This is a genomic window from Paenibacillus wulumuqiensis, assembly GCF_000971965.1.
Lineage (GTDB): Bacteria > Bacillota > Bacilli > Paenibacillales > Paenibacillaceae > Saccharibacillus > Saccharibacillus wulumuqiensis.
Map to the genome: position 1 here is coordinate 844,415 of NZ_LAQP01000001.1, position 20,277 is coordinate 864,691.

Genomic DNA, 20,277 nt, shown 5'->3' on the forward strand with positions numbered 1-20,277 from the left:
GAAGAAGTCTGCAGAGCTGGCTGATTGGGTGTATGCTTATTGTTCGTTATTCTCTTTTTCCTGTTCTCTATTTCTGTTCTTTATTCCTGCTGGCCCAATCCATGAGCTGCCGCATAATTCCCCCAGTGCGGTCTGCGACCATCGATATCGGTGAATCCATACTCGTCAGACAATCCCCAGCTGGATAATGCCTGTCCTGACTTTTCCATAATTTGCGGATCAGCTGCCAGGGAAGCAATCGCCCGGCCGACAAAATAAGGCGTCTCCGACTCGCCGAAATGCTCCGCATGCTGTATGCCGCCGTGTACAGCATCCTGCCAGTTCTCCTCGGTCACACGGTAATGATCCAGCATTTCCTCAGAACGCAGAAATCCCGGTGTCACAGAGACAGCGGCTATATCGTACGGACGCAGATCGACCGCCATCGCTGCCGCCATATGAATCGGCGCGATTTTGGCGAGACTGTAGTACAGACTGCCACGATAGGAATAATCGATTCCATCCGTCACTTCGACGATCAAACCGCATCTATTGCCTACCATCAAGGAAGCTGCATAATGACTCGTGATCAGATACGTCTTCAGCACACGATCCTGGATGAGCAGTCCATTACTGAGCGAATGCTGCCAGAAAGGCGTCTCCCATTCGGTAAGCTTCTCGCCGCCCCAGATGTCGTTCACCAGAATATCCAGCTGACCGTTCTGTTCGGCGGTGATGCGTTCTATCAGCTGGCGCACCTGCTGCTCATCGGTATGGTCTACCCGGACAGCTATTCCCAGGCCGCCCTGTGCCGTTACCAGCTCGGCAGTGTCTTCAATCGTCTCGCTGCGATTCAGATCGGAAGGCTGACCGCGCACACTGCGTCCCGTACAATATACGGTTGCTCCCGCTTCGCCGAGCATGATGGCAATTCCTCGTCCGGCTCCGCGCGTCGCTCCGGCGACCAGCGCTACTTTTCCCGTCAGATCTCTTGTCTGTGTGTTCATGTGTGTTGAGCTTTATTTGAATGATACCCTTTGATCATAACTGCTATATATGCCACCTTATGTCTTATATAATAATAGACATCCGTAAAAATCCGACTTTTATGTTCCACCTTATACATCGTCTGCACGTTATGCATTATTCGTACTGCATATGCTATCTACAGCACAATAAATAACTTACTGAAAAGGAGAATGCCGCATGAGAGCAGACCGGCTGCTGCGCCTATTATTACTGCTGCAAAATGAAAGCAAACTAACTACCCGCGAACTGGCACAGAGACTGGAAGTATCCGCTCGTACCATCGTGCGGGATATGGAAGCACTCAGCGCTTCAGGCATACCGGTATATGCCGAGCGCGGCAGCCAGGGCGGCTGGAAGCTGACCGATGGTTACCGCACCAGGCTTACCGGCATCAAGCCGGAGGAATTGGGTTCACTGCTGCTGTCCTCCCATCCTCAGCTGCTCGCAGACCTTGGGATTCAGCAGCATTTTGACGATGCACTGCAAAAGCTGCTGGCTGCCCTGCCTTCCGGCGCTTCACAGACGGCGCAGATGATCCGCTCCAAAATTCATATCGACGGTGCCGGCTGGCATCAGACAGACGAGATTTTGCCGCAATTGCTTACGATTCAGGAAGCGGTATTTGCCGAACATAAGCTGCATATTCACTATCGACGGGATGGGAAAATAGTCGAACGACTGGTATGCCCGCTGGGACTCGTCGCCAAGCGTTCGGTATGGTACCTGATCACCCAGATCGAGGATTCGGGTTATGAACTGCGAACCTATCGGGTGTCCAACATTGCGGAAGCTATCATGCAGGAAGAAGGCTTCTCTCCTCCGCCTGATTTTAGCCTGCCGGACTATTGGGAACAGTCCACCCAACAGTTCAAAAGCAGCCTTCCCCGCTATCCTGCCCGTATTCGGGTATGTACAGCCGTTCTGCCGCAGCTGGAAAAGGAGCGGTATATCCAGATCGGTCCTATCCAGCTTTGTACCGATCAGCCGGACTGGTGGGAGACGGAGGTTCAATTTGCTACACTGGAGCATGCCTGCAGCCTGATGCTCGGCTATGGCAGCACAGCCGTTGTACTATCTCCCGAGGAATTGCGTCAGCGCATTATCGGGCAGGCAGCTTCCATTGTGCAGCTGTATGATAAATAGAGAAATGTATCTTTCTTTTCCGATGGATCTTGACGCTGCTGCCAGATCTCATAACAATCATCACTAAAACATCACGAAAAAATCAACAAACATCAACAAAAATGCCCCTTCCTTATGAAAGGAAAGGGCATTTTTTTTATAGTTCGGCATCCATTTATATCAATGGATTCGATCTATATATCTGTGATTATGGAGTTGGTGTACCACCGTTGGCGTTAAGTGTCTCGCCGCTTACATAGCTGGATTCCTGACTGGCCAGGAATACATATGCAGGAGCCATTTCGACCGGTTGACCCGGACGACCCAGTGGGGTCTGGGAACCAAATTCCTTGAGTGCTTCTTCCGGCTGTCCGCCTACGACCTGCAGCGGTGTCCAGATCGGACCTGGTGCTACCACATTCACACGGATACCTTTTTCAGCAACTTGTTGAGCCAGTGCCTTGCTGAATGTGTTGATCGCCGACTTGGTTGTCGCATAATCCAGCAGGATTGGTGAAGGGTTATACGCCTGGATGGAAGATGTATTGATAATGCTGCTGCCCGGCTTCATATGCTTGATAGCTGCCTTGCACAACCAGAACAGAGCATATACATTGGTTTTGAATGTGTGATCGAACTGTTCGTTGGTCAGGTCAGCGATCTCCGGCACAAACTGCTGCTTGCCGGCTACGTTTGCCAGAATATCGATACCGCCCAGCTCTTTGACTGCTGTCTCGATCAGCTGTATGCAGTACTGCTCATCCTTGAGATCTCCCGGTACAGCGACTGCTTTGCGGCCAGCTTCTTCGATCAGCTTGACCACTTCCTGCGCATCGGCTTCTTCTTCCGGCAGATACGACAGCACTACGTCTGCGCCTTCGCGAGCATAAGCAATTGCAGCTGCACGACCGATACCGCTGTCTGCACCGGTTACGACTGCTTTGCGGCCGGTCAGACGACCTGTACCGCGGTAACTGGTTTCTCCCGAATCAGGAATCGGAGTCATGTCTTTCTGCAGTCCAGGTTCCGGCTGCTGCTGTTGGTACTCCGGTCCAGCTTTCGGATACTGCGTCGTCGGATCTTGCATAGTGTATTGATCAGCCATGATTCATTTCCTCCTCTGAATGGTGTGAATTGGTTACTTTTAATAGCATCATTTACAAAAAAGTCTCAACTCTTTTTATGTAACCGTCATGGCACTTCGTTAAACGGAGGGTTGTTCATTTTCGTGCAGATCAATGTACTTCTGGTGTGGATTCGGTGCAGACTTTATCGGCATGAAGCCGTGTAAGGATGTATTCAGCGTAAAGGTATGTTACGATGGTTTTAAATGGTAATAGATAGATAAAAATGTAGATATATAGGAGGATTCACACAGGTACTTCTATCACGAAAAAGGAGGATTGGGATGATAGATCTGATCATTGGTTTTATCATTTTCTCGGTCGTTATTATTGTATACACACTGGCAGCCATCTTTGTCGCCCGCTATCTGATTGGCAAGCTGGATAAACGAGGGGTCCGGCACTCCAGCATCGTGCTGGGAATTGCGCTCCCGATCGCCGCCTGTCTGATCTTTCTCGCGATCTGGTGGAAGTCGCCGCTGCAGCTGTTTTTGCTGCTGCCTTTGACCATGGTCGCCGGACGTATGTGGCGGGATTACAAAAAGCTGGAGAAACAGGAAAAGGAGCAGCTGCATTAGAGTGTACGGATTCACTCTATAGCCGGCTGCTCCCGTTTTGGACGAGAAAGTTGTATTTAAAAGCTGTATTTATATGAGTCATTTTCGCCACTACATAGAATGAGCAATGCAGCAGATTGCTCGATTCAAAAGAGCGGTATTTTTCCTCGGAACTGCCGTATTCCTGAAATATGTTCTATATCTGCCCGGAAGGCTCTTGTTGTTCTGAGTCGTATGGGTGCGTTCACTCTTCTCGTTGCAGTGTTCATCTGCGTGCGACATGCATGATCTCATCAACCATAATTTCAATCAAAACATCGGCAGGATGTACTTGATCAGGAACCATAACACCAGTCCCAGAATAATAATATATGCCGCATATTTGATAAATGTAGAAGCTACCATGCCAGAGTCCGAACGGCGTTCCACTCGTACTTCCCTTTTTTCCACGTCTACATTACGATTTTCATTCATCGGTCATTCTCTCCCTTTGAGGCTGTCAAAGCCTTAGTTGGTGAATTGCTTTGAGTCCTATTACACCCATTTGTTACTCATGAATCGCTTTATACTTATGCAGATGCCAAAATATTTTTATTTCTGCTTCAGCGAGCCATACGAGCAGCAGGAAATGACAGACTATGTGAGCGCAGCAGGTACTAAGGAAGACAAAGCTTGAGCAGCCTGCTTTGGACAGAAAGAAGCAGGGCTTCCTCAAAGGAAACCCTGCCTGATCTGACACTGTATCGTTATTCGTAATTTGCGTTTTTTAATCAGCTATTCTTTTACTGAACCCAAATGAGATCGTTACCGGGCTTACAGTGTGCTGGCATCAATCACAAAGCGGTAGCGTACATCGGAAGCGAGTACGCGTGTATAGGCTTCATCGATCTGGTCCGCCGAGATGATCTCAATCTCGGGAACGATATGGTGCTCGGCACAGAAGTCCAGCATTTCCTGGGTCTCCCGAATGCCGCCAATCATCGACCCTGCAAAAGCACGGCGCTGACTGATCAGCGAGAACACATTGAGCGATAATGGCTCGGCCGGTGCGCCTACGTTGACGATTGTGCCATCCAGTGCAAGCAGCGAGATGTAGGCATCAATATCAATCTTGGCACTAACGGTATTGATGATCAGATCGAATGTGCTGGCCAGGTTCTGGAACGTCTCCGGATTGCTGGTCGCATAATAGTGATCGGCACCAAACTGTAGTCCATCTTCCTTTTTATTCAGAGATTGGGACAGTACAGTAACTTCGGCACCCATTGCATGAGCGATTTTGACTGCCATATGACCAAGACCGCCCAGTCCGACCACCGCTACCTTTTTGCCTGGACCGGCATTCCATGTACGCAGTGGGGAATACGTCGTAATCCCTGCACACAGCAGAGGTGCTGCATCCTGCAGACTGATATTGTCCGGAATACGCAGTACAAAGTCTTCGGTTACTACGATATGGGAAGCATAGCCACCCTGCGTAAATTGACCGTATTTATCTACGCCGGCATAGGTAGGCACATTGCCTTTACGGCAGTATTGCTCCTCGCCTTTTTGACAGTTCTCACATTCACGACAGGAATCGACCATACAACCGACACCGACACGATCACCAATTTTGTACTTGGTGACTTCGGAGCCAACTGCAGTGACAATACCGGCAATCTCATGACCGGGTACGAGCGGATAATTGACAGGTCCCCACTCTCCGCGTGCTGTATGAATATCGGAATGGCAAATGCCGGAAAATTTAATCTCGATTAGTACATCCTGGGTATCCAGATCGCGGCGTTCAATCGTAGTCGCCTGAAATGGCTGGTCTGCACCATCTACTGCTCTGACTTTGGCTGTAATCATTAATAAAACCTCCTGTGCATGTTTCTTATTTTTCGATGGAGAATGATCATTGATTGGTTAATCAACATCTGTTAATAATATAGATACAGCAGACTTGTTCACAATAGTTAAATGGCATCAATTTATTGCATAATCAACAAATCGCTTAAAACTGTTCATTATCTTTTAGAAAGTCAGTCCAATCACCTATCTATGCAAAGGAGATTTTATGAGAAAAACACTGATTACATACGATTACAGTCATATCCCTGCTGTTATTCATCCTTATCTGGAGCAAGCACATATTTACGACAGCAGCTCTTCCGACAATGCACAAACCTTGTTCATCCAGGGAAAAGAACAATGGTTTCTCAAAATTAGCGCTAAAGGAAAACTGGAACGCGAATATCGGATGACCGAATTTTTGCATCATCACCACATGGCTCCGAGCGTCGCAGCATATATTTCCGATGAGACAAATGACTATTTGCTGACTGCAGCCGTCCAGGGCGAAGATGGAGCGTCTTCACAGCATATGGCTAATCCCGAGCAGCTGGCTGCTGCATTTGGACAGTATTTGCGAATGCTTCATCAGCTGCCGCTGGACGGGTGCCCTTATCCCGGCAGAAGCGCAGAGATTCGCCAGGAAGCACTGGACAGCGGCATTGATCCGGCGCTGCTGGGCGAGCATGGCTATACACCGGTCGACAATGTCATCATTCATGGCGACTACTGCCTGCCGAATCTGATTATGGATCATTATGAATTCCGCGGCTTCGTTGATAATGGATATGGAGGTATCGGTGACCGGAATTATGATATTTACTGGGGATTATGGACGCTCAACTATAATCTTGATACCGAGCAGTATCATGATATTTTCCTCGATGCCTACGGCAGACAGGATGTGGATATGGAGGGCGTTCACTACTTCAGCCAGCTGGTGGATTGGACGGAATGATCACTACGTCTGAACAATTATCGATATCCAAAAAGCTCGCCTGGCATGTACTTCCTGCCAGGCGAGCTTTTTACATGTGCAGGATCAGGCGGGATCAGCGTGTCCGGACGAATATTTTTCCCTGTATTGATCATAATCGAGCACTTCGATGACTTCCGACCAGTGCAGTACTTTGCCGACCAGACTGCGTACATCCAGTCCCGGCATCTCGTAGCTGTCTGCCGTGTTGGTTGTGCCGGTCGCATCCTGGACCAGTGTCACCCGATAACCACGGTCATAGGCGGCGATAGAAGTGAACATGCAGCAGAACTCCGCTTCAAATCCGACAATACACACATGATTTACACCCAATCCCTCCAGTACACCGGCCAGTTCGGTCTGGAAAAAAGCGCTTGGTGTAGACTTCTCGATCACCTGATCGGCATACGGCTGCAGCGACGGATGAATAGCCCCTCCTTCCGATCCCCGGTACAGCGGGTGTTCCGGACGTTCATCCACATGACGCAGGAAAATGACCGGCTGACCGGCCTGCCTGTAATCCTGAATGATCTGCTCCATACGTATCAGCTCCGGCTGAAAGTCATGATCTCCATAATTAACAATCCCATTCTGTACATCGATAACCAGAAGTGCCTGCAATTGGATCTCCTCCTCGCTTGGATGGATAAAGCCTGTATTCTGCTGCTGTATCTGGTAGGGCTGCTCGTCTGTGCATCTCTGCTGTTCCCTGCATTGTATCATCTTCAGAAGCCTGAAAGTGAATCCATTTGACACTGCCAAATGGATGGATCTGCACCGATTAGACTTGCTATCAGCGATCCGAAATGATACCGCATCGACTGCTGACATAGCCATCCGCACACATGATTGACCGAGAAAAAAAGGCAGGCTCTCTACAATAGAGGCCTGCCTGAATATCTTATTCCTAATTTAGTAGATCCTGATCCTGATCCTCATTCGCACGCTCATACTGCCTGGTCTTCAAAGGCAGTACGCTTATTCTCCGCGCGGTTCAAAGCTTATCTCTTCCAGATACAATCCTTCCGCTTCGGCCATGCCACCGGTCTGCAGACGTTCCTTGGAAAGAATGATAGCCGGAACATCATCCGCTGACTTCTCCCCCAGCCCTACTGCAATCAGTGTGCCGACCATTTTGCGAACCATATTGTACAAGAATCCGTTACCCTGAACACGGAACTCGATAAATCCATCCTTCTCTTGAATATCCAGTGTATAAATGGTACGCACGGAGTCTTTTTTCTTGGATTTGGCATTGGCATACGCGGTAAAATCATGCTCGCCGATAAAATGCGCTGCCGCCTGACGCATCCGGTGAATATCCAGCGGCTTGACCACATGCATGCTGTATTTGCGCATAAAGGGATGGCTGTATTCACGATTCCAGATTTTGTACAGATATGTCTTGTCGGTCGCCTGGAAGCGGGCATGGAAACGCTCATCCACGATCTCCACCCGGGTTATGCTAATATCCGGCGGCAAATAGTGATTCAGAAAGCTCATCACTCTGGCTTCGCTCAATTCCTGATTGGTCCTGAAATTGGCAACCTGCATCAAAGCGTGTACGCCTGCATCGGTGCGGCTCGAACCAATAATCTCGATCTCTTCACCGGTCAGCACCGAGACGGCTTTTTCGATTTTGCCCTGAACCGTATTATCGCTATCTCCCAGACGCTGCCAGCCTTTGTAACGGCCTCCATCGTACTGGATTGTTAATTTGTAATTGTTCATGTTTTGCTCCTTCTGGCGGATTGGCTGTGATGCCTGACTGCAGGGTATGGCATACTCTTTGCCATACCATCTCATAGTCTAATGTAACACAAGCGGTCCGCTCAGCCTATCGTTCATTTACCCGGTGTACGTTTGCCGATTCCGAATGCATAGTAACCCACGATAACGATCCCGATAAATACCGCTCCCACGATCAGCGACATATTCGTATCCGGATTGAACCACATACCGACCAGCACCAGCGCCAGGAATACAATTACAATATAATTGCTCACCGGGAAGAACAGTGACTTGAAATTATGCTCATGCATCTGGTCTTTCCACTGCTTGCGGAATCGGAACTGGCTGAACGCCATTGCAAACCACGGCACCATGCCCGGCAGGATGCTCGCGCTGTAAATGTACAGGAACAGCTTGGAATCCGGGAACAGGTAGTTGAACAATACACCGATCAGCAGCAGCGCGATCGTCGTTATGATACTGTTGCGCGGCACGCCGCTTTTGGATACTTTGCCAAAAAACTTCGGTGCCTGTCCGTTCTGTGCCAGCGTATACAGCATCCGACCGGCACTGTAGATCCCACTGTTGCAGCCGGACATTGCGGCGGTCAATACGACAAAGTTAATAATCCCCGCCGCTGCGACGATACCCACCTTGGCAAATGTCAACACGAACGGGCTTCCACTCTGACCCACTTCATTCCATGGATAGATCGTTACGATTACAAAAATCGCACCTGCATAGAAAATCAGAATTCGCCAGATAATGTTTTTGATCGATTTGCGCAGGGTTTCCTTTGGATTCTCGGCTTCACCGGCTGTAATCCCAATCATCTCAATCCCCTGATAAGCGGCGGTGACAATACAGAGTGCGAACAGGAATCCTTTGAGCCCACCGGCGAAGAAACCGCCATGACTGTACAGATTCGATAATCCGATCGCTACCCCGTCATTGCCAAGACCGAAGAAAATCATGCCTGTGCCAAGAATCAGCATAGCGACAATCGCGACAATCTTGATCATTGCAAACCAGAACTCGAACTCCCCGTAAAATTTGACCGCCGCCAGATTGGCTGCCGCGATAATGCCGACCCCTGCCAGTGCCGGCAGCCACTGCGGAATATCCGGGAACCAGTAACCGACATAGATCCCGATCGCTGTGACTTCTGCCATTCCGACAGTAACCCACAGGAACCAGTAGCTCCACGCCGTCACAAATCCGGCCAGCGGACTGATATATTTGTGGGCAAATGTCGCAAAGGAACCGGTCACCGGCTCCATGATCAGCATCTCGCCCATCATGCGCATCACGAACAGCATAATAATGCCTGCCAGCAAGTAAGCCAGCAATACCGAAGGACCTGCCCACTGAATCGTGCTCGCCGATCCCATGAACAGCCCGACCCCAATCGTTCCCCCGAGTGCAATCAATTCAATATGTCTTGCTTTGAGTCCTCTGTTCAATTGTTTGGCTTCCAAGAAAAACGCCCCTTTATCATGCTTCAATATGACTCCGATTTTAAATGAATAAATCAATGCGAAAACGCACTGCCACATTGTAAAGTAACATAATATGTAATTTCAATAGCACCGATCATAAATGAAAACGACAATTGCCCAATCAACAGAAACATTGTCTACGAGGAGAGGACATTCTCTAATTGTACGTATAGATTCTATTAATTTGTATGAATAATCTATATTATCTATTTTTTTCTAAACAAATAGAAGCAGCCGTCAAATTTCATTAATACTCCTTTTTGCATGGAGTGGTATGAGTATTTATTTTTATTTCCAAACATACATATGAAGTTTGTAGTGTATTGATGATATTGTATATAAGTACAATGTCTACTGAGCAAAGACATTGTGACCAAAATGTGACATTCTAAGTAAAGCGCTTTAATAAGGAGCCTAAAAAGAGGTACTGTACTGTAGTGTACTAACGGGATCAATACCAACCTGTTTCTTAATTTTTTAATTGTCGACAAGTTCAATTTATCAATTCATCTATTATGCTTAATTGTCTTTCCCTCTCGATTGTCGAAGCATTTATAGAGTTGTCGGTTAAAGAATTTGTTGCTTTTATTGCGTAATCACTGCTAACTAAAGCATGTCCTCTCATATGTCCTGTTGCAATTGCTTGGGCAAATGAACGTGCTGAATACTTGCTGATGTCTGATTTGGATTCTTTCGCCAATTCATTAACTATAAATCCAACTTTCCGTAAATCGAAGGCTCTAATCCTTCCGTCTATTCGTTTTTGTAAAGTTTCTATCCCCAAATTTATTCGTGAGTCCTCTTTTAAAGAATCATCGAGATAATCCAAATACGGAACTGCTACTTTTAAAGCCCATTGAACAAGTAACTCCTGTGGCATTTTTTCGAGAGCCTCTTCAATTTCATTTCGCAGTGCAGTGTTATCTATGATTTTTATTTTTGGTTTATTATATTTAAACTCTATTTGTTCTTTTTTTATTTTTTGCTCATGTTTATTCCATGCATAATCTTCCAATTTCACTGAAATCACTCCTGTCCCTTTTGAGAGTATAGCAAATAGGTATCGTCAATTTTAACGATACCGTCAAATGTTCAAAAACCTTTGGTTATCTTTTCGAGAACGGTATAAAACGGTGTTAGTAGTGTCAGTAAAATTCTTCTTACAATACTTACCTTTTAACAGAGCCTTAATGAAAAGCAGCTACCATCAACATCGTGACCGCTCCTACAATAATGCCTCCAAACCCAAAATAACCAAACCAGCGGATCGGTGCAGGAATGCTGGACATCTCCACCTGCTGACGGGGTACACCCACAATCGTATGATAATGCTCGGTTACACTGTTAAATGATGTGACTTCACGGCTCTCTGTCTGATGAATCTGCTGTTCCCGTTGTTCCTCGTATTTCATCATCAAGCTTCTCTCCAAATGAAATCATACAATAACCCGTGCCGGATAATGCAGAGATGGGCCGCCAGTACAAGTCTGGTTTATGACCAGAGCAGATTCTGAGTCCAGAGTATGGTAAAATTCAATTGAAATGCCATTCTATCTTCAGTTTACCATAAGGGGTGTACATAATGAATCCACAGGATAAAGCCAAACTTGAATTATTGACTCTCAATATGCAAAATATCAAACAGGAATTCCGCTGGCAGAATATAAATGTCAGTCGACTGGCAGCTCTGCTGTACGCGCTCGAGGGCCGGGAAGCTCCCGGAGAAGTCATCCGGGACTGCTACAATATGCTCAAGGAAAATACGAGCCGGTTCTCCATGTTCCGCAATATGGCTGCAATTGTCATCTCTGCCATGCTGTCTCTGCGGCAGGATGAGGATCAGGAGACTCAGCTGCAGCATACGCTTTCGGTCTATGAACAGCTTAAGCAAACCGGATTCAAAGCCTCCGATTATCTGGTGATCGCCGCTTATGAGATTGCTGCCAATGCTGCACCGGATCAATATGTACATACCATCGAACGAATGAAACTCTTTTATGAAGGAATGAAGCAATATCACCGGTTCCTGACCAACCGAGACGATTATATCTTCGCTGCCATGCTGGCATTGTCGGATATTGATCCATCTGCTGGTGTGGAGTCAATGGAACAGCTGCACCGGACACTGAAGCCCGAATTTGGTAATAATAACGGTCTGCAGGCACTGACCCAGGTACTGGTGCTGGGCGGCGAGACCGGCAGTACGCTGGATCGGATCACCGTGCTGCGTGAAGCATTGAACAGGCAGGATATGCGCATGGATAAGCAGTATACCCTTTCTTCCCTGGGCGTTCTGGCTCTGCTGCCGGTTGACCCGGAGACGATTGTAAGTGATATGGCCAGCGTATCTGCCTATATGCGCGAACAAAAAGGCTTCGGCCGCTGGTCGATCAACAAGGAACAGCTGCTGCTGTATACGGCTGCCCTCGTCTCTTCCCGGTATATTGATGAAGTCCGCAAAGGACTGCTTACCCCGAATCTCACTACGACCATTACCAACATTATCATTGCCCAGCAGACGGCCATGATTGCAGCTGTTACGGCAGGAGCTGCCGCATCGTCTGCCGCTTCCGGTTGAATGGTCGAATACACTGCATGATCCTGCATGTCTGCACAGTAGGATCGATCCCAAAAAAAGCGTACCCTGTATTTCCAAGGGTACGCTTTTTTGATCTGCCTGTTTTGAACAAATCCCATTATCAGCCGTCCATTTCCCGGGGCTCGCTCATTGTATCACTTCGTTCCGGGTTCTATCCGTGACCCCACCGTCATGCCCAATGAGTCACCTACATCGCCATTATGCGTTCTACCGTTTCGGTATTCTCCTTGTACCAGATCATAACCGTCTCGCCGGCTTCCAGATCGGAGAGCTTCAACGTAGATTCCATGGCTGACGTGGCGGAATTGGTCTTGGAATCTGCTGCATTCAGCTGCGGCATCATCCCGGGTCCTTCGGAAATCTGCACATCCCCGCTGACCTGGAGCGTTTTCTCCTCGCCCGTGCTGTTCATTTCCATCTGTCTGCCGGGTGATGCGCTGTCTGGTAAGGGCTGACCTGCACCGGTTCCTTGATCAGTACCGGTATTGCCGGCATGGTCTGTATTGCCAGCATTGCCTGTGTTGCTAGGATTGTAAGGATCGCTGCTGTTGGTCGGGGCAGGAGCGGCGGAATTGGCAGACGAGGTACCATCTGCTGTCTGTCCCGCTGCGTCCGGTCCGGCATTACGATCGCCGGTACTACTCTGATCACGACTGCGAGTCTGTTCCAGCAGCTCAATTTTAAGCGTGCTGCCATTGACCGAGATGACTTTACCCATCACATCCGCATTCATCATACCGCGCATTCCGCCGCCATTTCTGCCCGGACCACCGTTCATTCCCGTTCCGCCTCCATTCATACCCGAGCCGCTGCTGTCGGTAATATTCTGTGCGGTAATCACATCACAGCCGCCCAGCAGGACCGCTCCCGCCAGCAGTGCTGTCGACCAGCATAGCGTATATTTTCTGATTCTCATCAATCAATCACCCTTTCTCCGAAATGGCATATACCGGGACAGACCGTCATACACATCCTTGAAGCCCATATAAGACAGGATAATGAGCAGCGGATACACCGGATAGATATACCGGGACTTAATCTCCCACAGCAGATAGAATCCGATAAATCCCAGAATAATCAACACAAGGGCTGCTTCATCATACCGCCTTCTCCGGATCGCACCGATCAGCCGAACGAGGACAAAGATATACATCAGGAAATTCATCGCATACAGCACCCACATTAACCCACTGCGATAGACCGAGTCTCCGGCAAACAGCTGCGTTGCCACCGTTGAATAACTGTAACCGCCCATTACAAACCCCATACCGCCACCTGCAGAACGCTCCGTGCCAATGCCGTAGCGCTCGATCTGGTACGTGCCTTCCGTCCAGGTCCAGATCAGCTTTTTGTAATACAGCTCAGCCAGTTCGCCAGGGGACATACTGCTTAGCTTATCCTCAATCGCCTGCTGGAACAGCGGTATACTCTTGGCTTTATTATATTCTGCTTCCCGCTGATAAATGTTGTAGCTCAGCATATTGTCCCAGAATCCGAATGTACTCTGATTCATCCCCATATTCAGCCACATATAGACCGGTGCCGCATTGGTGCTCGTCGGCTCGTCGACTACACCGGAAGCTTGCAGAGCGGCATTTTGCGTCCAGCCTGGTACGTTGAATAGTATCGCCATGATACCGAGCGAGATCAGCATCTTCTTCCATCCGATACTGCGAGAATAGAGCAGCAGATAGATCACGGAAGCAATCAGGAAAATAATGCCGATACTGCGGAAATAATTGCCCAAGGCCAGCAGAATCGCTGCCAGCACAATATAACGAATCGATCGTGTCTTCACGAACCGGATCACTGTATACAGCGAAGCCGTGAGCAGCGTCGTCGCAATCACATCGTTATAGATAAAATTACTCATCAGCAGCGCCGGCATATAAGTCGCTGCAAATACAAGAACACCATAATCCCTGCCTGTAGAGCGATAGTTGAGCTGCTTGTAGATCAGGTAGATCATCAGCATCGTCACCAGGGTGAACAGAATGTTGAATATTTTCAGCACCAGATAGTTATCCGGGAATATCCATAACAGCGCCTTGATATACAGCACGGTCGAGAAGTTGAACGGAAACATATACAGATAACCGCCCGACTGAAAAGTCGAATAATCCCCGTCATTCAGCATACGCAGCGCCAGCGATACAACGGTCTGCGAGTCATCCGTCGGCAGACGCGGCAGCAGAAGAATAATCCCCAGCTGAATCGCCAGCGAGATACCGAGTACAATCGGGATAACGATCCGCGGACGATATCGGTTCAGCTGCTGGCAGAGCCGGTACAGTACCAGACTCACGACAATCAGCCCAATGACCAGCAGCAGGAGAATCAGAAGATGCTGCTGCTGCAAAACAGGCTTATCGCTGTAGACCGCATAATTATACTCTGCCCTCAGGAACAGGGATGAACCGATAAACAGCGCCATAAACACGGCGAGCATACCGTAAATAGCATTTTGGATAACCTTTTGCATGAAAAGACTCCTTTGAAATGGTGTGATTATAAACGAAACGAAAAGAATAAAATTCAAATGCAATGAACATTGCTGCACAGCCCTGTCTTTCCCGGCAGACACAACCTGTTTCAGTAGTATAAAGGCTGAATATGAATAATTTATTAAAAAAGCTGCCGGCCGGTTTGTGGATCGGAACGTTTACCTGCCGATCCCGATGTTTAATAGTTACCATTATGAGCTTTTGACATGTCCAGTGCTGCTGGAAGATAGCTAACTCTATGAAAGGTGGAAAATATTATGTCTGAACCTGTTACTCATGCCGAAGCGGTGGAAACCGTACGCGAATTAATCAAGGATATCGAGACAGCCATGCTGACCACCATTTCCGGCGATCGTCTGGTCTCCCGACCAATGCAGACCCAGGATATCGAATTTGATGGAGATCTGTGGTTCCTGACCAAAAAGGATACATCCAAATACACCGAGCTGCTGGCAGATCCGCGTGTCAATGTAGCCTATGCCGGTAAGTCGTATGTCTCGATCAGCGGTACCGCTGAATTCGTCAACGATCTGGAACGCAAAAAGGAAATGTGGAACAAAATGTACGAGAAGATTCTCGATGTCTCCTATGACGATCCGAATCTGGTGCTGATCCGCATCCATACCGAGACTGCCGAATACTGGGAAAGCGGCAGCGCGGCCAAAATGGTCACCCATCTGCTCAAAAAAGCTGTCGGCAAAAACTCCGATCCCAGATCCGAGCCGGGTCTGAACGAGACTGTGGATCTGACCCAGACACCAACCAAGCCGTAATGATGCAGCCTGCCATTCAGTGTATGGATAGCAGATTGGAAGTACATGTTATGTAGAATATTTGTATATTATGTAAAAAGCCAACGTTTATCCTGCTGCGGATAAACGTTGGCTTTTTATAGTTACGATTTAGAATTTGGGATTTAAGATTTCTTGTTCTCTTGTTTAATGGTGAATATTTGGCATTTGTATTTTATTTGGTATTTACTATATCTAGATAAGTTTTGAATTTCCATATTTTCTGTTTAGCGGTTGGTTTCAACATCTTCACTTTTTGCTTACCGGAGGCTCAGCTGCTGCATCTGCTTTCTGGTCAACGATTTTATCGGTTTTACTTTCTTCGTACTCAGCGTATATCTGTATAATTTGAAATGATTGGATGAATATTCACTGATATAATCAAGCACCGTCCCCTTGGAATTCCATAACACTGCAGAGGTTGAGATGATATTGGTTTCTCGCGGCACATATTCTATTTTGCCGGAAGCTGCATGGTAAATGGCGACTCGGCTGCTAGATGTATCTCCATAGGCAAATGCCAGCTGGTCGCCCACTGGAGACCAGTTATAGACGGGCACACTTTCCGCATATTTCATATAACGGACATTATCATTGATAAGTATATGCTTTTGGTGGGCCAAATCCACAATCAGCAGCTGACTGCCTGCTTCCAAAAAGATATGGACCGCGATATATTGGCCGGAAGGTGATACCGATATCGATCGTAGAGATATTACAGACCCTTTGAGTGGTATATCATAATCCGCACGTCCATCTGTAATATGCAATTTGTTAATGAATGGAGTACCCTGGAAACCGGTCTCTGTACCTGTATAGGCACTAACGGTCACCTTGCCTGCCGTCAGCTGCAGCTGACCTGACTGCCATTGCTTGTTTGCAGTAACAGGTGCACGATAATACGAATCGGATGCAGCAGCGTTTATATTTCCTCCTTCGCCTGTCAGACATATGGCTACGGTCAATGTAGAGATACAGGCGATCCGAATTGCTTTCTTCATAACTATTCTCCTCCATATTTTGATAAAATGCGATTTGCCGCTTCACAATTGGACAGGCTGCTATGTATCCATACAGAATTCCATAGAATGCTCAGGATTCCTGCATGGTTTGTCTATGAATATAGGATAGAACATTTTACCAGGTCATGCCGTTCCCCGATCACTTTTTACTATTTCCGAAAGTTGTTCTGGACTTGCTACGCCAGCTGTTCCCATCTCGCCCACATCTCCGGCGGGTTCAATTCGTAGATCTGGTCTTCTCTCGCCATAAACTGATGCATAATAAATTCCCGGCGGATCGTTGCAAAATCGGCATGAAACGTTTGGATGAATTCATTGATTTCTTTCTCACTGTACTTGCGCCCCGGCTCCAGTCTGGAGACGAGATGTTCGAGCACAATAAGCTTCTTCTTGAGCTGTGAGGGTATACTTTTCAATCGTCCTTCCGCGTCCAGGAAGTTCCTCACGACCGATTCGGCCAGGCGCTTGTGATTGTCATCCATAACAGTAGCTGCTCCCTCCACGGTTCGATAAATTAGCTGCACGGCTGCATTGGCATTGTTGCGGATGAAATAATGATTTAACGAGAAAAAGATTGTGTTCTTTTCCCGGCGCTCGTTGATTAGGCTTGCTTCCCGCAGCTTGGTCGCATGATGCGTAATTGTCGCAGGCGTCACATACAGCTTCTCTGCGAGCATCTGCCCGTTAAGCTCTCCTTCTGCCAGCAGAATCAACATTTTGATCCGAGTCGGGTCGGCCAGTGCTTTGTGATAGGCCACTACTTTATCCAGCTGCATTATCTTTCCTCCTCTCCATCTTATTTAACAAATATCTAATTAGATGTTTGTTAAATAAGATAATAATCCAATTGGAAAGAATAGTCAAATCTATTTTATACAAGAATTACATTTATCACTGAGATTCAATGCTTCATTGTGACACCTTATCTAACAGGCTTGTCCTTGGCATTGGAATTCTGATGTAACATCGGGATTTATTTTTAGTACCTATAGAAGAAAAAAAATAGGAGAAACAAAAAACACGGACGTATAATTCCGTGTTTTTGTTAATTAGGACATATATGTGAGTATGATGATTGCGATCACCAGCGCAGCAAATAACAGGCTGCAGCTGGCTGTGTTGAAATTATCGGTTTTTGGATTCAGGAGCTTGATGAATGTATACATGAAAAAGTAAGCAAGAATCCCGATAATGAACCATGCGATGATGAGTATCATAACTGTTCCTCCCTATTGAAATTCTTCTTGCCGGACTGCTGTCCGGGGGACAAGAAATACCTGTTTTGCAGGCAGTCCGGGTATGGCGGTTCACCTCCGTCTCTATACTGATTGTATGTACTTCATACGTATCCTTTGCAAGCTTGGCCTATTCGGTCGTGATTTTTCTATTGCCGCCAATATCGTACAGGATGAGAGAAGCCGTATTTACTTGGCTTCTCCCTATTATTCTGTTTATCTATCTCATTTCTGCTTGTATTTCGTCCTCTTACTCCACTGTACGTTCACCCTTTTCTGTCCTGCTGATTACCACCTCTTCATCGTTTGCAGCTTATTGATCTGATCGGTTATGCCTGTCTTCCTTAACCGATCAAATCAATATCGCTCTGTCACCCCAGCCGCTTGTCATACATCAACTGCAGCTGCACACCAAACGGATCTTCGATAACACCATACGCCTCGCTGAACACAATGCTGGATAACGGCAAAATAATCTTCACCCGCGCGTCACTAATCAGGCTGCTGTAGAATTGTCTGATTTCTTCCAAATCGGCGCTCTGGATACACAGCGAGATCTGATTACCTGCAGTATACTTCTCGCCAGGGTCCATCGTCTCTTCGGCGATCATCACTTTGGTGCTGCCAATCTGCAAAATGGAATGAGAAATATAGTCCTTGTTCTCCTCCGTCAGCTGCATGGAGCCGTCACGCTCCGCCATCTGCTGATAGGTGACCCGCATCATTTCCTCTGCGCCCAAATGCTGCTTGTAAAAGTCGATGGCTTCCTTCGCTTGACCATTCATTGATAGGAAAATGGCAATTTCCAGTGTTGTGCTCATTCTGTACCGCCTCCATATATAGAATTTGGGCAGATCATTGATATCTGCTCTCCAACTCATTATCCTATGGAAAGGTTTCAAAATATGACACCTTTTAACAAAGGAGATTGCCATGAACAAATCCGAACGACTGAATGATATGATCCGCTACCTGAATGGACGGGAATTTTTCAATCTAAGTGATCTGATGAGTACCTATCATATCTCCAAAAGTACGGCCCTACGTGATATCCATTCTCTCGAACAACTCGGAATGCCTCTCTACGCAGAGCATGGACGAAATGGGCGCTATGGCATTCTCAAGAATCGGCTGCTGTCACCGATGATCTTCACCATGGACGAAGTGTATGCTTTGTATTTTGCCATGCTGACGCTGGAATCGTACCAATCCACTCCATTTCATCTGAGCGGGAACCGGCTGAATGAGAAATTCGAGAACTGTCTCTCTCCTTCCCAGATTGAACAGATACACAATATGAAAAAGGTACTACAGCTGGAGACTTATCCGCACACCAATGCCAGCCCCTGTCTGGATCAGATCCTCAAAAGCATTCTGCATGAAAGCAGCTGCCGGATCAGCTATGTGCGCGGTAAACGACACACTACGTATGAAGTCCAATTCGCCCGCATATCCGCCCGATTCGGCCAATGGTATGCAGTCGGCATGGAGCTGAAAACGCAGCAATACAGAGTGTTCCGGTGCGATCGTATTACCTCCTTGCAGGAGACGAGCGACCAGCCGACTCTTTTACTGGATGAACTGCTACAGCGGTCCGGACAGAGGCAGCAGTCTGAACAGAGTATCTCATTTGAAGTGATGATTGCCGAACAGGCAAAAGATATTTTTGATAAAGAACATTATCCATCGATGAGACTGGAGGCAGGCGAGCAGACAGTGATCCGGGGATGCTATAATCCGGGAGAAGAAGCGTTTATCACCGATTATTTTATCCGGTACGGGCAGCATATCCTGTCTATCCAACCGGATGCATTGAAGGAAATGATCCATATCCGCCTTGATAGTTTGCTGCAGCATTATCAGCAGCTGTAGCTATCGCATCCGTACTCTATCTGTAATTTGCACACAATGATAAAAGACTCCGGAGCCGCTGCAGCTGGAGTCTTTATTTTGGGAAGACAATCATTCGAAAATCTGTATCGCTCGCTGCAAGCGCTTTTCTTGCAGCAAGCGGCAAGCGTTATTTCTTACAGCACCCTGCAAGTGCTCTTTCTTGCAGCAAACCATATACCATCTTAACTTTCGGCATATTAAATAGCTCTCTTCTACAGGAATCTACATAATACAATCGGTCAAAGCTGTCTTTCTTTATCGGTCTTTCTAAGAATCCGAATAAATACCGGTGCATATACAGCCGCCCCGATCCACATTAACAGGCTGTCAGAGAGGTCGATTGCATTTTGGGCAGCACAGACAACCAGTCCAATATACAG

General features: G+C 47.4%; 21 protein-coding genes. 6 read left to right on the forward strand and 15 right to left on the reverse strand.

Annotated elements, in window-relative coordinates:
- Positions 1 to 80 precede the first annotated feature (80 nt).
- The gene (locus WH45_RS11725) at positions 81 to 986 is read right to left on the reverse strand and encodes an SDR family oxidoreductase (RefSeq protein WP_046214495.1); all 906 of its coding nucleotides are present in this window, start codon (positions 984 to 986) and stop codon (positions 81 to 83) included.
- Positions 987 to 1,185: 199 nt separating this feature from the next.
- On the opposite strand from WH45_RS11725, the gene WH45_RS11730 reads away from it, so the two are divergent.
- Entirely contained in the window at positions 1,186 to 2,151 is a 966-nt protein-coding gene (locus WH45_RS11730) for a helix-turn-helix transcriptional regulator (protein ID WP_046214496.1), read from the forward strand.
- Positions 2,152 to 2,338: 187 nt separating this feature from the next.
- Here the strand turns inward: WH45_RS11730 and WH45_RS11735 are convergent, their stop codons facing one another.
- On the reverse strand, positions 2,339 to 3,235 hold the full coding sequence (locus WH45_RS11735) for an SDR family oxidoreductase (RefSeq protein WP_046214497.1): 897 nt from the start codon (positions 3,233 to 3,235) through the stop codon (positions 2,339 to 2,341).
- A 303-nt stretch (positions 3,236 to 3,538) separates the two neighbouring features.
- Between WH45_RS11735 and WH45_RS11740 the strand changes: the two genes are divergently transcribed.
- Positions 3,539 to 3,832 carry a hypothetical protein gene (locus WH45_RS11740; RefSeq protein ID WP_046214498.1) on the forward strand — a complete coding sequence of 98 codons (294 nt, stop codon included), beginning with the start codon at positions 3,539 to 3,541 and terminating at the stop codon, positions 3,830 to 3,832.
- Positions 3,833 to 4,120: 288 nt separating this feature from the next.
- Here WH45_RS11740 and WH45_RS23770 read toward each other — a convergent pair whose 3' ends face one another.
- Both WH45_RS23770 and WH45_RS11745 read right to left on the reverse strand, forming a co-directional pair.
- A complete protein-coding gene (locus tag WH45_RS23770) occupies positions 4,121 to 4,285 on the reverse strand; it encodes a hypothetical protein (protein WP_200897680.1) in 165 nt (54 codons plus the stop codon).
- Between the two features lie 339 nt (positions 4,286 to 4,624).
- A complete protein-coding gene (locus WH45_RS11745; protein WP_046214499.1) occupies positions 4,625 to 5,665 on the reverse strand; it encodes an NAD(P)-dependent alcohol dehydrogenase in 1,041 nt (346 codons plus the stop codon).
- 208 nt (positions 5,666 to 5,873) lie between these two features.
- Here WH45_RS11745 and WH45_RS11750 point away from each other — a divergent pair, with 208 nt between their 5' ends.
- Positions 5,874 to 6,605: an aminoglycoside 3'-phosphotransferase gene (locus WH45_RS11750; RefSeq protein WP_046214500.1), complete on the forward strand. Its 732-nt coding sequence runs from the start codon at positions 5,874 to 5,876 to the stop codon at positions 6,603 to 6,605.
- Between the two features lie 84 nt (positions 6,606 to 6,689).
- Here the strand turns inward: WH45_RS11750 and WH45_RS11755 are convergent, their stop codons facing one another.
- The 5 genes from WH45_RS11755 to WH45_RS11775 all read right to left on the reverse strand — a co-directional run bounded on the left by WH45_RS11755 (position 6,690) and on the right by WH45_RS11775 (position 11,268).
- Positions 6,690 to 7,244: an isochorismatase family protein gene (locus tag WH45_RS11755; protein ID WP_046214501.1), complete on the reverse strand. Its 555-nt coding sequence runs from the start codon at positions 7,242 to 7,244 to the stop codon at positions 6,690 to 6,692.
- 357 nt (positions 7,245 to 7,601) lie between these two features.
- Positions 7,602 to 8,354 carry a tRNA pseudouridine(38-40) synthase TruA gene (gene truA / locus WH45_RS11760; protein ID WP_046214502.1) on the reverse strand — a complete coding sequence of 251 codons (753 nt, stop codon included), beginning with the start codon at positions 8,352 to 8,354 and terminating at the stop codon, positions 7,602 to 7,604.
- 113 nt (positions 8,355 to 8,467) lie between these two features.
- Positions 8,468 to 9,832, reverse strand: a complete 1,365-nt coding sequence (locus WH45_RS11765; protein ID WP_046214503.1) for an amino acid permease — start codon at positions 9,830 to 9,832, stop codon at positions 8,468 to 8,470.
- 514 nt (positions 9,833 to 10,346) lie between these two features.
- Complete coding sequence (locus tag WH45_RS11770; protein ID WP_046214504.1) at positions 10,347 to 10,874, reverse strand: putative immunity protein; 528 nt, start codon at positions 10,872 to 10,874, stop codon at positions 10,347 to 10,349.
- A gap of 166 nt (positions 10,875 to 11,040) precedes the next feature.
- The gene (locus tag WH45_RS11775) at positions 11,041 to 11,268 is read right to left on the reverse strand and encodes a hypothetical protein (protein ID WP_052723743.1); all 228 of its coding nucleotides are present in this window, start codon (positions 11,266 to 11,268) and stop codon (positions 11,041 to 11,043) included.
- Positions 11,269 to 11,435: 167 nt separating this feature from the next.
- Between WH45_RS11775 and WH45_RS11780 the strand changes: the two genes are divergently transcribed.
- Positions 11,436 to 12,431, forward strand: coding sequence for a DUF4003 family protein (locus WH45_RS11780; RefSeq protein WP_046214505.1), 996 nt, complete (start codon positions 11,436 to 11,438; stop codon positions 12,429 to 12,431).
- 208 nt (positions 12,432 to 12,639) lie between these two features.
- Here WH45_RS11780 and WH45_RS11785 read toward each other — a convergent pair whose 3' ends face one another.
- Both WH45_RS11785 and WH45_RS11790 read right to left on the reverse strand, forming a co-directional pair.
- Entirely contained in the window at positions 12,640 to 13,368 is a 729-nt protein-coding gene (locus tag WH45_RS11785; RefSeq protein WP_046214506.1) for a hypothetical protein, read from the reverse strand.
- Positions 13,369 to 13,371: 3 nt separating this feature from the next.
- The gene (locus WH45_RS11790; protein ID WP_046214507.1) at positions 13,372 to 14,934 is read right to left on the reverse strand and encodes a glycosyltransferase family 39 protein; all 1,563 of its coding nucleotides are present in this window, start codon (positions 14,932 to 14,934) and stop codon (positions 13,372 to 13,374) included.
- Positions 14,935 to 15,213: 279 nt separating this feature from the next.
- Between WH45_RS11790 and WH45_RS11795 the strand changes: the two genes are divergently transcribed.
- Positions 15,214 to 15,729 (forward strand): pyridoxamine 5'-phosphate oxidase family protein, encoded by a 516-nt coding sequence (locus WH45_RS11795; protein ID WP_152663544.1) that lies wholly within the window; start codon positions 15,214 to 15,216, stop codon positions 15,727 to 15,729.
- Positions 15,730 to 16,007: 278 nt separating this feature from the next.
- On the opposite strand, the gene WH45_RS22860 is transcribed toward WH45_RS11795, so the two are convergent.
- The 4 genes from WH45_RS22860 to WH45_RS11810 all read right to left on the reverse strand — a co-directional run bounded on the left by WH45_RS22860 (position 16,008) and on the right by WH45_RS11810 (position 18,825).
- On the reverse strand, positions 16,008 to 16,748 hold the full coding sequence (locus WH45_RS22860) for a hypothetical protein (RefSeq protein WP_052723744.1): 741 nt from the start codon (positions 16,746 to 16,748) through the stop codon (positions 16,008 to 16,010).
- Between the two features lie 197 nt (positions 16,749 to 16,945).
- Complete coding sequence (locus WH45_RS11805; RefSeq protein ID WP_046214509.1) at positions 16,946 to 17,545, reverse strand: DUF2087 domain-containing protein; 600 nt, start codon at positions 17,543 to 17,545, stop codon at positions 16,946 to 16,948.
- Positions 17,546 to 17,818: 273 nt separating this feature from the next.
- A complete protein-coding gene (locus WH45_RS23590) occupies positions 17,819 to 17,986 on the reverse strand; it encodes a hypothetical protein (RefSeq protein ID WP_156075157.1) in 168 nt (55 codons plus the stop codon).
- Positions 17,987 to 18,375: 389 nt separating this feature from the next.
- Positions 18,376 to 18,825, reverse strand: coding sequence for a VOC family protein (locus WH45_RS11810; RefSeq protein ID WP_046214510.1), 450 nt, complete (start codon positions 18,823 to 18,825; stop codon positions 18,376 to 18,378).
- A 112-nt stretch (positions 18,826 to 18,937) separates the two neighbouring features.
- On the opposite strand from WH45_RS11810, the gene WH45_RS11815 reads away from it, so the two are divergent.
- Positions 18,938 to 19,876, forward strand: coding sequence for a helix-turn-helix transcriptional regulator (locus WH45_RS11815; RefSeq protein ID WP_046214511.1), 939 nt, complete (start codon positions 18,938 to 18,940; stop codon positions 19,874 to 19,876).
- The last annotated feature ends 401 nt before the right edge of the window (positions 19,877 to 20,277 follow it).